At 70.2% G+C, this 12,293-nt stretch carries 10 protein-coding genes; 4 read left to right on the top strand and 6 right to left on the bottom strand.

Features of this window, described 5'->3' with window-relative positions:
- The first annotated feature begins 113 nt into the window (after positions 1-113).
- The 4 genes from ftsZ (at position 114) to recN (ending at position 5,665) form a co-directional block, all read left to right on the top strand.
- The gene (gene ftsZ, locus RSP45_RS07580; RefSeq protein WP_415393859.1) at positions 114-1,745 is read left to right on the top strand and encodes a cell division protein FtsZ; all 1,632 of its coding nucleotides are present in this window, start codon (positions 114-116) and stop codon (positions 1,743-1,745) included.
- Positions 1,746-1,984: 239 nt separating this feature from the next.
- On the top strand, positions 1,985-2,959 hold the full coding sequence (gene lpxC, locus RSP45_RS07575) for a UDP-3-O-acyl-N-acetylglucosamine deacetylase (protein WP_073061079.1): 975 nt from the start codon (positions 1,985-1,987) through the stop codon (positions 2,957-2,959).
- Between the two features lie 155 nt (positions 2,960-3,114).
- The gene (locus RSP45_RS07570; protein WP_303729150.1) at positions 3,115-3,963 is read left to right on the top strand and encodes an outer membrane protein assembly factor BamD; all 849 of its coding nucleotides are present in this window, start codon (positions 3,115-3,117) and stop codon (positions 3,961-3,963) included.
- 34 nt (positions 3,964-3,997) lie between these two features.
- Entirely contained in the window at positions 3,998-5,665 is a 1,668-nt protein-coding gene (recN, locus tag RSP45_RS07565) for a DNA repair protein RecN (protein WP_415393858.1), read from the top strand.
- A 21-nt stretch (positions 5,666-5,686) separates the two neighbouring features.
- Here the strand turns inward: recN and RSP45_RS07560 are convergent, their stop codons facing one another.
- The 6 genes from RSP45_RS07560 to RSP45_RS07535 form a co-directional block, all read right to left on the bottom strand.
- Positions 5,687-6,220, bottom strand: coding sequence for a hypothetical protein (locus tag RSP45_RS07560; RefSeq protein ID WP_415393857.1), 534 nt, complete (start codon positions 6,218-6,220; stop codon positions 5,687-5,689).
- Between the two features lie 53 nt (positions 6,221-6,273).
- Positions 6,274-7,158 carry a 3-hydroxyisobutyrate dehydrogenase gene (gene mmsB, locus RSP45_RS07555; RefSeq protein ID WP_415393856.1) on the bottom strand — a complete coding sequence of 295 codons (885 nt, stop codon included), beginning with the start codon at positions 7,156-7,158 and terminating at the stop codon, positions 6,274-6,276.
- A 2-nt stretch (positions 7,159-7,160) separates the two neighbouring features.
- Positions 7,161-8,162 carry an enoyl-CoA hydratase/isomerase family protein gene (locus RSP45_RS07550; protein WP_415393855.1) on the bottom strand — a complete coding sequence of 334 codons (1,002 nt, stop codon included), beginning with the start codon at positions 8,160-8,162 and terminating at the stop codon, positions 7,161-7,163.
- A complete protein-coding gene (locus RSP45_RS07545; protein WP_415393854.1) occupies positions 8,162-9,307 on the bottom strand; it encodes an acyl-CoA dehydrogenase family protein in 1,146 nt (381 codons plus the stop codon). The genes RSP45_RS07550 and RSP45_RS07545 overlap by 1 nt, the downstream gene beginning before the upstream one ends.
- Positions 9,308-9,392: 85 nt before the next feature.
- Complete coding sequence (locus tag RSP45_RS07540) at positions 9,393-10,661, bottom strand: SulP family inorganic anion transporter (protein ID WP_415393853.1); 1,269 nt, start codon at positions 10,659-10,661, stop codon at positions 9,393-9,395.
- A gap of 71 nt (positions 10,662-10,732) precedes the next feature.
- Entirely contained in the window at positions 10,733-12,232 is a 1,500-nt protein-coding gene (locus RSP45_RS07535) for a CoA-acylating methylmalonate-semialdehyde dehydrogenase (protein WP_415393852.1), read from the bottom strand.
- Between the last annotated feature and the right edge of the window lie 61 nt (positions 12,233-12,293).

The raw sequence follows: 12,293 nt of genomic DNA, 5'->3' as shown, positions 1-12,293 counted from the left end.
TGTGCTGATTCGGAAGTGACGACCGGGCGGAATCTGTTACCCTGCGCAGGCAGCACAGGGGAATCGACCGGGCGCCCACGACCCGGCAGGCAACACGAAAAGGGCAGGCGGCGATGAATCTCAACCTGATGATGAACGACGACGAGGAACTGCGCCCGCGGATCACCGTCTTTGGCGTCGGCGGCGCGGGCGGCAACGCCGTCAACAACATGATCGAAAAGCAGCTGGACGGCGTGACCTTTGTCGTCGCCAACACCGACGCGCAGGCGCTGGCGCAGAGCCGCGCCGAAAGCCGCGTCCAGCTGGGCCCGAAAGTGACCGAGGGGCTGGGGGCCGGTGCCAAGCCCGCCATCGGCGCGCAGGCGGCCGAGGAAACCATCGAGGATATCGTCGACCACCTGATGGGCGCGCATATGTGCTTCATCACCGCCGGCATGGGCGGCGGCACCGGCACCGGCGCCGCTCCGATCATCGCGCAGGCTGCGCGCGAGATGGGGATCCTGACCGTCGGCGTGGTGACCAAGCCCTTCCAGTTCGAAGGCACCAAGCGGATGCGGCAGGCCGAATCCGGCGTCGAAGAGCTGCAGAAGGTCGTCGACACGCTGATCATCATCCCGAACCAGAACCTGTTCCGCATCGCCAACGAAAAGACCACCTTCACCGAAGCCTTCGCCATGGCCGACGACGTTCTGTATCAGGGCGTCAAGGGCGTGACCGACCTGATGGTGCGCCCGGGGCTGATCAACCTCGACTTTGCCGACGTGCGCGCGGTGATGGACGAGATGGGCAAGGCGATGATGGGCACGGGCGAGGCCACCGGCGACAACCGCGCCGTCGAGGCCGCCGAAAAGGCCATCGCCAACCCGCTGCTGGACGAAATCAGCCTGCACGGCGCCAAGGGCGTGCTGATCAACATCACCGGCGGCGACGACCTGACCCTGTTCGAGATGGACGAGGCGGCCGAGAAAATCCGCGAGAAGGTCGACCCTGACGCCAACATCATCGTCGGCTCGACGCTGGATCCCAAGATGGAAGGCGCGGTGCGCGTCTCGGTCGTGGCCACCGGCATCGATTCGGCGGTGGCGGCCGAAGCCCCGGCCCCGCGCCGCGGCATGAAAGAGCCGCTGACCCAGAACCCGACCATGGGCCGCGCCCCCGCGCCCGAGGCCACGCCGGCCGAGGACCTGCCGGTGCCGCCGCGCCGCACCCCGGTCATGGAAAGCCCGGCCGCGCGCCCGGCGCCGGTGGCCGAAGAGCTGCCCGCCCCGGCCTATCGCCCTGCGGCCGAGCGCGCGCCCGAGCCGGTGGCCGAGCGTCAGCCCGCCCGCCCGGCGCTGGACACGCGCAGCATCGACCAGCGGCTGAGCGACCCGGCCAGCGAGTTCACCGCCCCGACCCGCCCGCAGGCCCCGCGCGGCGAGCCCACCCAAGCGGTGCGCGAACGGCTGGAGCGCGCGATCAACCGCGAGCCCGCGCGCGAGGGGCTGTCTGCCCCGCGTCGCCCGGCGGCCCCCGCCGAGGCCCCGCCCGCGCACGGCCGCATGTCGGGTCTGGGCCGGATGCTGAACCGCGTCGCCGGCGCCTCGGCCGAGGCCGAGCGGCCGCGCCCGGAAACCATTGCCGAGCGCGTCAGCGATCGCATGGCCCGCCGCCAGGCCGAGACCGATTTCGACGATCTCGCCTCGCCCGACGCGGCGCAGGACAACGTGGAAATCCCCGCCTTCCTGCGCCGGCAGGCGAACTGAGGGCTGCCATCTGCCGTCACGTCCGCGTGACGGCGATCACGACGCAAAGGGGCCGCAACCGCGGCCTCTTTTCTTTTCAGGCCAACACCTTATGGCTAAAAACTTCCACATCCTCGCCAGCCCCCCGGCGGATGTTTCAATGAGTCACAAATCGTTAATTGAGGGTCCGGGGGCGGGTGCCTAACTGAGGGTCATCGGGATGCAGACCGCTGTTCCCGTTGAAGGAATGGACGAATACCATGCAGGCCACTCTTGCCACCTCGGCCCGGTTCACGGGCGTCGGACTCCACTCGGGGAAACCCGCGCGGCTGGTGATCCACCCGGCCCCGGCCGGGCATGGCATCGTGTTCCGCCGCACCGACCTGGGCGAGGGTGAAGGCGTGCGCATTCCGGCGCTGTGGGATCACGTCGAGCCGTCGGCGCTGTGCACCCTGCTGCGCGGCAAGGACGGCGCCAGCGTCTCGACCGTCGAACACGTCATGGCCGCGCTGGCCGGCACTGGCGTGCATAATGCGCTGATCGACATCGACGGTCCCGAGGTTCCGATCCTCGACGGCTCCTCCGCGCCTTTCGTGCAGGGGATCCTGCAGGCCGGGCTGCGCTGCACGCCCGAGCCGCTGCGCGCGATCCGCGTGCTGCGCCCGGTCGAGGTGCATCAGGGTGCCGGCTTCGCGCGGCTGTCGCCCGCCGACCGCCTGCAGATGGAGTTCGTGATCGACTTTGCCGACGCCGCCATCGGCCATCAGGAAAAGCGGCTGGAGCTGGCGAACGGCGCCTTTGTCCGCGAGCTGATGGATTCGCGCACCTTCTGCCGGCAGGCCGATGTCGATTCGATGCAGGCCAGCGGGCTGGCGCTGGGCGGCACCTATTTCAACGCCGTGGTGGTGGATGGCGAGCGGGTGCTGTCGCCCGGCGGGCTGCGCCATCGCGACGAGCCCGTGCGCCACAAGATGCTGGATGCGGTGGGCGATCTGGCGCTGGCGGGCGCGCCGCTGCTGGCGCGCTATACCGGCAACCGCGCCGGCCACGCGATGACCAACCGCCTGCTGCGCACGCTGTTCGCGACCGAGGGCGCCTGGGAATGGACCGAGCTGTCGCCCGAGGCGCAGCAGCGGATGCTGGGCGCCGGCGTGCTCGGGCTGTGCCCGCCGGCCGCTGACACCGCGCCCGCCACCGCCGCCAAATCCGCCGCGCGCGCCCGCGCGGTCGCCTGAAACCGCGGCTCCGGCCGCGCGCCGGACCGCTGCCGGCGCGCGCCATTCTCTGCGACTTGCCCTTTTGCGCGCCCCCATGTTGTGTGATACGAGGGCCTGTCCCCGGTTTCGCGCCGGCGACAGGGCCGCATCTCGACGGGACGGACAGAACGAACATGGCATTCAGCAAGACGCGCCTCGTGCTCATGGCAGTCGCGGTGTCCCTTTCGCTTGCGGCCTGCGGCGGGGGCAACACCCCGGCCAGCAAGGGCGAGGCGCTGGACAATTTCACCGCCGAAGAGATCTACAAGCGCGGCGAATACGCGCTGGAAAACGAGCGCAAGCCCAAGGACGCGGTGCATTATTTCAGCGAGGTCGAGCGGCTTTACCCCTATTCCGAATGGGCCAAGCGCGCGCTGATCATGCAGGCCTATTCCCACCACCGCGCCCGCCAGTACGAAGAGGCGCGGGGCGCCGCGCAGCGTTTCATCGACAACTATCCCGGCGACGAGGATGCGGCCTATGCCAAATACCTGCTCGCCCTGTCCTATTACGACCAGATCGACGACATCGGCCGCGACCAAGGGCTGACCTTTCAGGCGCTGCAGGGGCTGCGCGAGGTGATCGAGCAATACCCGGACACCGAATACGCCCGCTCGTCGGTGCTCAAGTTCGACCTCGCCTTCGACCACCTGGCGGCGAAGGAGATGGAGATCGGGCGCTACTACCTCAAGCGCGGCCATTACACCGCCGCGATCAACCGTTTCCGCGTCGTGGTGGAGGAGTTCCAGACCACCACCCACACCCCCGAGGCGCTGATGCGGCTGACCGAGGCCTATCTGGCGCTGGGGCTGACCGACGAGGCGCAGACCGCCGGGGCGATCCTGGGCCACAACTTCCGGTCCTCGCCGTTCTACCAGGACGCCTATGCGCAACTGCGCGGGCGCGGGCTGGAGGCGGCGCCCAAGGGCGACAGCTGGCTGACGCAGGTCTATCGGCAGGTCATCCAGGGCAAGTGGCTGTAGCCGCGGGCCGGGCCTGACGGGCGCGAGGGGGCGGATGCTTCGCACGCTGGACATACGCGACATGCTGCTGATCGAGCGGCTGTCGCTGGATTTCGCGCCGGGGCTGAACGTGCTGACCGGGGAAACCGGCGCCGGCAAGTCGATTCTGCTGGACTGCCTGGGTTTCGTGCTGGGCTGGCGCGGCCGGGCCGAGCTGGTCCGCGCCGGCGCCGCGCAGGGCGAGGTCACGGCGGTGTTCGACCTGCCCGCCGACCATCCCGCCCGCGCCGTTCTGGCTGACGCCGGGATCGAGGCCGGGGATGAGCTGATCCTGCGCCGCGTGAACGCCGCCGATGGCCGCAAGACCGGCTGGGTCAATGACCGCCGCGTCTCGGGCGAGGTGCTGCGGGCGCTGTCGGATGCGCTGGTGGAACTGCACGGCCAGCACGACGACCGCGGGCTGCTGAACCCGCGCGGGCACCGGCAGTTGCTGGACGCTTTCGGCGGGCTGGACCTTGCCCCGGTGCGCGCCGCCTGGAACCAGCGCCGGCAGGCCGCGGCGGCACTGGCCGAGGCCGAGGCCGCGCTCGAGGCCGCCCGCAAGGAGGAAGATTTCCTGCGCCACGCCGTGGCCGAGCTGGAAAAGCTGGACCCGCAGCCCGGCGAGGAAGAAACCCTCGACATCGCGCGGCGCGGGATGCAGGCGGCCGAGCGGGTGCGCGGCGACGTCGCCCGCGCCCTGCAGATGCTGGCCGGAGAGCCCGCGCAGCCCGGCGCCGAGGGGCTGATCGTCGAGGCCGCGCGCTGGTTGGAAGGTGCCGCGGACAAGTCCGCTGAGGGACTGGACGAGCCGCTGGCGGCGCTGTCGCGCGCCTCGATCGAGCTGGGCGAGGCCACGCGTGCCATCGAGGATGCGCTGGCCGGCATGGAGTTCGATCCCGCCACGCTGGAGGCGACCGAGGAGCGGCTGTTCGCCCTGCGCGCGCTGGCCCGCAAGCACGACGTGCTGCCCGACGATCTGGCCACGCTGGCCGGCGAGCTGTCGGCGCGGCTGTCGGCGCTGGACGCGGGCGAGGCGCGGCTGGGCGACCTGCAGCGCGCCGTGGCCGACGCTGACGCCGCCTATGCCGCCGCGGCGGACGCGCGGGGCGCAGCCCGGCGCGCGGCGGCCAAGCGGCTCGATGCCGCGATGGCGGCCGAGCTGGCGCCGCTGAAGATGGAGCGTGCCGTGTTCCAGACCCGCATCAGCGACGGCGAGCCCGGCCCCGAGGGGCGCGATATGGTCAGTTTCACCGTCGCGACCAACCCCGGCGCGCCAGCCGGGCCGCTCGACCGCATCGCCTCAGGCGGCGAGCTGTCGCGGTTCCTGCTGGCGCTCAAGGTCTGCTTGGCGCGCGGGGGCGAGCCGCTGGTGATGATCTTCGACGAAATCGACCGCGGCGTCGGTGGCGCCACCGCGGATGCGGTGGGCCGGCGGCTCGCGCGGCTGGCCGAGGGCGCGCAGGTGCTGGTCGTCACCCATTCGCCGCAGGTCGCGGCGCTGGGCCAGCAGCATTTCCGCGTCGCCAAATCGGTGGCGGACGGGATGACCACCTCGCGCGTGACCGCGCTGGATGCGGATGAGCGGATCGAGGAGCTCGCCCGGATGCTGGCGGGGGAAGAGATCACCCCGGCCGCGCGGGCGGCGGCCGAGGCGCTGCTGGCGGCCGGGCGGCCGGGCTAGCGCCAGCCTGCCCGCAGCGGGTCAGTCGAGGATCGCCTCGACCGCGCGGATCACCGCCAGCACCTTGGCGGTGCCGGCATCCACCCGCACCAGCTGCCCGTCCACGATCGCATAGCGCTGCCCGTCGGGCGCGCCGGCCAGCCCGTAAAGCCCCGGCCGCCGCACCAGATGGGCGCGGTTCCAGTCCAGCACGCTGCCGACCCGCAGCCGCTTTGCCTGCCCGGGCGGGATGCAGGAAGGGGATTTCTTCGCCAGCCCCGGCGGGCAATGCGCCACCGCCGCCGGGGTGCGCCGCCAGTCGTCGTCACGCTTGTCGTGGCGGTGGTCGTGCCGCCGGTCGTCGCGGTCGTCGCGGTCGTCGCGGTCGTCGTGGCGGCGGTGAGGGCGGCGGTCCTCGTCGCGGTCCCGGCGGTCGTGGCGCACCACGCGCTCGCCCCCGTCGCGCATCACATAGGCCGGCGTGCGCTTGCCGGCGTGATCGGGACGGTCGGCCGCGGCGATGCCCGGCAGGCTCAGCGCCACCGAGGCGGCGGCAAGGAATGCGGCCAGTTTCATCCTGAACCCTTTCTGCTGTGCCGGGTCAACGCCGCCGCCGCGCTGCGGTTGCGTCAGGCGCTGCCGGGGCCGCGGCCACGGGCGGAAAGCCGCGGCAGCATGGCCGAGAAGTCGCGGCCGCGCCCGTCCTCGTCCTCGACAAAGGCGGTGTAAAGCGCGGTGGCGAGCTGCCCCATCGGGGTGTCGGCATCGGCGCTTTCGGCGGCCTGCTGCGACAGCCGCAGGTCCTTCAGCATCAGCTCGGCCGCGAAACCGGGCTTGTAGTCGTTGTCGGCCGGCGATTTCGGCCCCACGCCCGGCGCCGGGCAATAGGCGTTCAGCGACCAGCTGTAGCCCGACGAGGTGGACACCACGTCGAACATCTTTTGCCGGTCCAGCCCCAGCTTGTCGGCCAGCGCAAACGCCTCGCAGGTGGCGATCATGGTCACGCCCAGGATCATGTTGTTGCAGATCTTCGCTGCCTGTCCGGCGCCGGATTCGCCGCAATGGACCGCCTTCTGCCCCATGATGTCGAACAGCGGGCTGACCGTGGTAAAGGCTGCGTCCGAGCCGCCGACCATGAAGGTCAGCGTGCCCGCCGCCGCGCCGCCGACCCCGCCCGAGACCGGCGCATCCAGCGCCCCCAGCCCGGCCGCGACCGCCTGTTCGGCGACGGCGCGGGCGCTGTCCACGTCGACGGTCGAGCAGTCGCACAGCACCGCGCCGGGTGCCATCGCCGGGATCACCTCGGCCGCGACGGCGCGCAGGATCTGCCCGTTGGGCAGCATGGTGATGACGACCTCGGCGCCCGCGGCGGCCTCGGCGGCGGTGGCGGCCGGGGTCACGCCCTCGATCTGCGGGGCGGCCAGGTCGAAGCCTGCGACCTGATGCCCGGCGGCGGCCAGGTTGCGGGCCATCGGGCCGCCCATGTTGCCCAGGCCGATAAATCCGATCTTCATGTTCAGTTCTCCCACGTCAGGTCTTGGGGGCCGAGATCGGCCAGCATGGCGGCGACCGCTTCCGGGTCCGCGGGGGCGGACCAGTTCGGGTTGCGGTCCTTGTCGATGATCTGGGCGCGCACGCCCTCAAGGAAATCGCTCGATTCGGTGGCGCGATGGGTAAAGCGGTATTCGCGGCTGAGCGAGTCCTGGATGCGGCCATCCTTGCGGGCGGCGCGGACCATCGCCAGCGTGGCGGCCATCGACAGCGGCGAGTTGCGGCGGATGGGCTTCAGCGAATCCTCGTCGCCCGCGGCCTCCAGCGCGGCGGTGATCTCGGCCACCGTCTCGGCCTCATAGGCCGACAGGTCGCGGGTGGCGAGCGGCGCGAGCGGAGGGGTCTGCCCTTGCAGCACCGCCACGTCGCCGGTGTCGGCTAGGCGGTCCTTGGCGGCTTCCCATTCGGCCTCGGGCAGGTAGAGATCGGCGAAACGTGCATGGATCGCGTCGCCCGCGCCCATGCGGGCGCCGGTCAGCCCCAGATATTCACCAATCCGCCCCGGGGCGCGCGCCAGCAGCCAGGTGCCGCCCACGTCGGGGATCAGCCCGATGCCGGATTCCGGCATCGCCACCTGGGTGCTGTCGCCGACCACCCGGTGGCTGGCATGGCCGCCCAAGCCCACGCCGCCGCCCATGACGAAGCCCTGCATGAAGGCGACGATGGGTTTCGGGTAATCGGCGATGGCGGCGTTCATCCGGTATTCGTCGGAAAAGAACCGCTGCCCGACACCGTGGTCGCCGGCGCGGCCGCCATGGTAGACCGCGGCGATGTCGCCGCCGGCGCAGAAGGCGCGCTCGCCCTCGCCGTCGAGGATGACCAGCTTGACCGCGGGGTCGTCGCGCCATTCGTCCAGCGCCGCGTGGACCGCGTTCGCCATGTCGTGGGTCAGCGCGTTCAGCGCCTTCGGGCGGGTCAGGGTGATGCGGCCGGCGTTGCGGTCGCGACGGATATGCAGGTCGTTCATCAGCCCCTCTCGGCCAGCATGGCGCGGCTGACGATCAGCCGCATGATTTCGTTGGTGCCTTCCAGGATCTGGTGGACCCGCAGGTCGCGGACGATCTTTTCCACCCCGTAGTCGGCCAGATAGCCATAACCGCCATGCAGCTGCAGGCACTGGTTCGCCACCTCGAAGGCGCGGTCGGTGACATAGAGCTTGGCCATGGCGCAGAACTTGGTGGCGTCGGGCGCGCCCTGGTCCAGCTTCCACGCCGCCTGCCGCAGGAAGGTCCGCGAGGATTGCAGCGCGACCTCCATCTCGGCCAGGCGGAACTGCAGCGCCTGGAACTGGTCGAGGGTTTTGCCGAAGGCCTTGCGCTCGCCCATATAGGTCAGGGTGCGATCCAGCGCGGCCTGCGCGCCGCCCAGGGCGCCGGCGGCGATGTTCAGCCGCCCGCCGTCCAGCCCGGCCATGGCGTAGGAAAAGCCGCGACCCTCGTCGCCCAGCAGGTTGTCGGCCGGGATCACGCAGTCGTCGAACTGCACCAGGCTGGTCGGCTGCGCCTGCCAGCCCATCTTGCGTTCCAGCGCGCCGAAGGACAGGCCCGGGGTGCCGTCCTCGATCACCACGGCAGAGATGCCCTTGGGCCCGTCCTCGCCGGTGCGGACCATGGTGACATAGACGTCGGAATAGGTGCCGCCGGAAATGAACGCCTTGGCCCCGTTCAGGCGCCAGCCCTCGTTCGTGCGCTCGGCCCGCGTGCGCAGCGCCGCGGCGTCCGAGCCGCTGCCGGGTTCGGTCAGGCAGTAGGAGAACACCTTTTCCATGCTGCACAGCGCCGGCAGCCAGCGTTCCTTGTCCTCGGGCTTGCCGAACTTGTCGATCATGCCGCCGCACATGTTGTGGATCGACAGGAACGAACCCACCGCGGGGTCGGCCATGGCCAGCGCCTCGAACACCAGCGTCGCGTCCAGCCGCGACAGGCCCGAGCCGCCGTATTCCTCGGACACATACAGCCCGCCGAAGCCCAGTTCGGCGATCCGGGGCCAGAGGTCTTTCGGGATCGTGCCGGCGGCTTCCCATTCGGACGAATGGGGCGCAATATGTTCGGCCCCGAAATCGCGTGCCATGTCGAAGATGGCCTGCTGTTCCTCGGTCAGTGCGAAATCCATACGAGCTCCCCTTTCGCGTGTCGTCTTGTGTGATGCGGCTGGGTTATTGCCGCAGTGTTGCAGAATGATTGCAGGGCGTTGGCGGCTATCTGCGGGGCGGGGTCCAGCCCGCCGGCGGCAGGCCGCGGCGGTTCATGCGGACCAGCAGCCCGGCGATGACGCCCGCGGCGATGGCGATGGTCAGGTCGGTGAACACGGTCAGCGCCAGCGTCAGCAGCAGCACCGCGCGGTCGCCGCGGCGGGCGTGCAGATGTTCGCCCCAGCGGCCCGGCTCGGCCATGTTCCAGGCGGTCAGCACCAGCACCGCGGCCAGTGCCGGCATCGCCAGATAGCCGGCCAGCGGCGCGGCCAGCAGCATCACCAGCAGGATGGTCAGCGCATGGACCACCCCCGCGACCGGGGTGCGCCCGCCCGCGCGCACGTTGGTGGCAGTGCGGGCGATGGCGCCGGTCGCCGGCAGGCCGCCAAAGAAGACCGATCCGATATTGGCGATGCCTTGCGCCATGATCTCGGCATTCGGGCGGTGCTGGCCGCCGACTAGCCGGTCCGCGACCATGGCCGACAGCAGCGATTCGATGCCGGCGAGGAAGGCGATGGTCAACGCCGAGGGCAGCAGCTCGCCCATCCGCGCCAAGGTGATGCCCGAGGGCAGGGCGGGGACGGGCAGGGTGCGCGGCAGTTCGCCAAAGCGCGAGCCCAGCGTCTCCACCGGCAGGCCGAAGATGGCGACAAGCAGCGAGCCCGCGGCGATGGCCACGATCAGCCCCGGCAGTCGCGGCGCGACGCGGCGCAGCACCACGATCAGCGCCAGCGTGAACAGGCCGACGCCGACATCCGCCCAGCCGGCCGAGCCGCGCGCCTGCCACAGCACCGGGATCTTTTCCAGCATGGCTGCGGGCACGGCGCCGGTTTCCAGCCCGAAGAAATCGGCGATCTGGCTGGCGCCGATGATCACCGCTATGCCGATGGTAAAGCCGCTGATGACGGGTTCGGGGATCAGGCGGATCAGTCCGCCGACCCGCAGCAGCGCCGCCAGCACCAGCAGCGCCCCGGCCATCAGCGTGGCGATCAGCAGCCCGTCCAGCCCGTGGTTCTGGATGACGCTGTAGACGACGACGATGAAGGCGCCGGTCGGCCCGCCGATCTGCACCCGGCTGCCGCCGAAGATGGAAATCAGCAGCCCCGCCACGATCGCGGTCACTGGCCCCGTCGCCGGCGGCGCCCCCGAGGCGATGGCGATCGCCAGGCTCAGCGGCAGCGCCACCATCGCCACGGTGATCCCGGCAAGGACATCGGCGCGCAGCGTCGGCGCGTCGTAATCCTTGAGCATGGTGACGATCTTGGGGGTCAGCATGGCAAAAAGCCCGGGATTGGAAAACGCCCCGCAACATGAAAGCTGCGGGGCGCGGGGTCAATCGGCGCGGATCAGTCCATCGCCTTGAAGTTGAAGGCGGCGCCTTCCTTGATGCCGCTGGGCCAGCGGCTGGTGACCGTCTTGGTGCGGGTGTAGAAGCGGAAGGCATCCGGCCCGTGCTGGTTCAGGTCGCCGAAGCCCGACTTTTTCCAGCCGCCAAAGGTGAAATAGGCCAGCGGCACCGGGATCGGCACGTTGATCCCGACCATGCCGATGTTGCAGCGGCTGGCGAAGTCGCGGGCGGTGTCGCCGTCGCGGGTAAAGATCGCGGTGCCGTTGCCGTATTCGTGGTCCATCGCCAGCTTCAGCGCCTCGTCATAGGTCTTGGCGCGGACGGTGGTCAGCACGGGGCCGAAGATCTCGGTCTTGTAGATGTCCATGTCGGGGGTGGCGTGGTCGAACAGCGACGGACCGACAAAGAAACCGTCCTCATAGCCCTGCAGGCTGAAGTTGCGGCCGTCCACCACCAGCTTGGCGCCCTGCTCGACGCCGGTTTCCACCAGCCGCAGGATGTTCTTCTTGGCGGCGGCGGTCACCACCGGGCCAAAGTCCACGTCGTCACCGGCGGTATGGGGGCCGACCTTCAGCTTTTCGATGCGCGGCACCAGCTTTTCGATCAGCCGGTCGGCGGTTTCCTCGCCCACCGGCACCGCGACCGACAGCGCCATGCAGCGTTCGCCGGCCGCGCCATAGGCCGCGCCGACCAGCGCGTCGGCGGCCTGGTCCAGATCGGCGTCGGGCATGATGATGGCGTGGTTCTTGGCCCCGCCGAAGCACTGGGCGCGCTTGCCGGTCGCCGCGGCGCGTTCATAGATATATTGCGCGATCGGGGTCGAGCCGACAAAGCCCACCGCCTGGATCACTTCGGAATCGAGGATCGCATCCACCGCTTCCTTGTCGCCGTGGACGACCTGCAGCACGCCGTCGGGCAGCCCGGCTTCCTTGAACAGCGCCGCGATCATGTTCGGCACGGTGGGGTCACGCTCGGACGGCTTCAGGATCACCGCGTTGCCCGAGGCCAGCGCCGGCCCCAGTTTCCACAGCGGGATCATGGCGGGGAAGTTGAACGGGGTGATCGCCGCGACCACGCCCAGCGGCTGGCGCATCGAATACATGTCGATGCCGGGGCCGGCGCCGTCGATGAACTCGCCCTTGAGCAGCTGCGGCGCGCCGATCGAATACTCGATCACCTCGAGCCCGCGCTGGATGTCGCCCTTGGCGTCGGGGAAGGTCTTGCCGTGCTCGGACGACAGCACCTCGGCCATCTTGTCCATGTCGCGGTTCAGCAGGTCGACCATCTTCATCATCACCCGCGCGCGGCGCTGCGGGTTGGTGGCGCCCCAGCCGACCTGCGCCTCGGCGGCGCGGGCGATGGCGGCGTCCATTTCGGCCTTGCTGGCCAGGTCGACCTTGGCCTGAACCTCGCCGGTGGCCGGGTTGTAGACATCGGCGGTGCGGCCGGATTTGCCGGGCGCTTCCTTGCCGTCGATCCAGTGGTGAACGGAACGCATGACGGATCTCCCCTGATTGCGGGCGCAGATTACCCTTGCGCAAACGCAGGCGTAAAGCGAC

The organism is Paracoccus sp. SJTW-4, from assembly GCF_047716885.1.
GTDB classification, from domain to species: Bacteria; Pseudomonadota; Alphaproteobacteria; order Rhodobacterales; family Rhodobacteraceae; genus Paracoccus; species Paracoccus solventivorans.
This window is presented reverse-complemented; position numbering and strand designations above follow the sequence as displayed.

What these genes read in the sequence shown, in the direction of transcription:
- ftsZ (WP_415393859.1), top strand. Translation starts at nt 114, where the DNA reads ATGAATCTCAACCTGATGATGAACGACGACGAGGAACTGCGCCCGCGG.
- lpxC (WP_073061079.1), top strand. Translation starts at nt 1,985, where the DNA reads ATGCAGGCCACTCTTGCCACCTCGGCCCGGTTCACGGGCGTCGGACTC.
- RSP45_RS07570 (WP_303729150.1), top strand. Translation starts at nt 3,115, where the DNA reads ATGGCATTCAGCAAGACGCGCCTCGTGCTCATGGCAGTCGCGGTGTCC.
- recN (WP_415393858.1), top strand. Translation starts at nt 3,998, where the DNA reads ATGCTTCGCACGCTGGACATACGCGACATGCTGCTGATCGAGCGGCTG.
- RSP45_RS07560 (WP_415393857.1), bottom strand. Translation starts at nt 6,220, where the DNA reads ATGAAACTGGCCGCATTCCTTGCCGCCGCCTCGGTGGCGCTGAGCCTG.
- mmsB (WP_415393856.1), bottom strand. Translation starts at nt 7,158, where the DNA reads ATGAAGATCGGATTTATCGGCCTGGGCAACATGGGCGGCCCGATGGCC.
- RSP45_RS07550 (WP_415393855.1), bottom strand. Translation starts at nt 8,162, where the DNA reads ATGAACGACCTGCATATCCGTCGCGACCGCAACGCCGGCCGCATCACC.
- RSP45_RS07545 (WP_415393854.1), bottom strand. Translation starts at nt 9,307, where the DNA reads ATGGATTTCGCACTGACCGAGGAACAGCAGGCCATCTTCGACATGGCA.
- RSP45_RS07540 (WP_415393853.1), bottom strand. Translation starts at nt 10,661, where the DNA reads ATGCTGACCCCCAAGATCGTCACCATGCTCAAGGATTACGACGCGCCG.
- RSP45_RS07535 (WP_415393852.1), bottom strand. Translation starts at nt 12,232, where the DNA reads ATGCGTTCCGTTCACCACTGGATCGACGGCAAGGAAGCGCCCGGCAAA.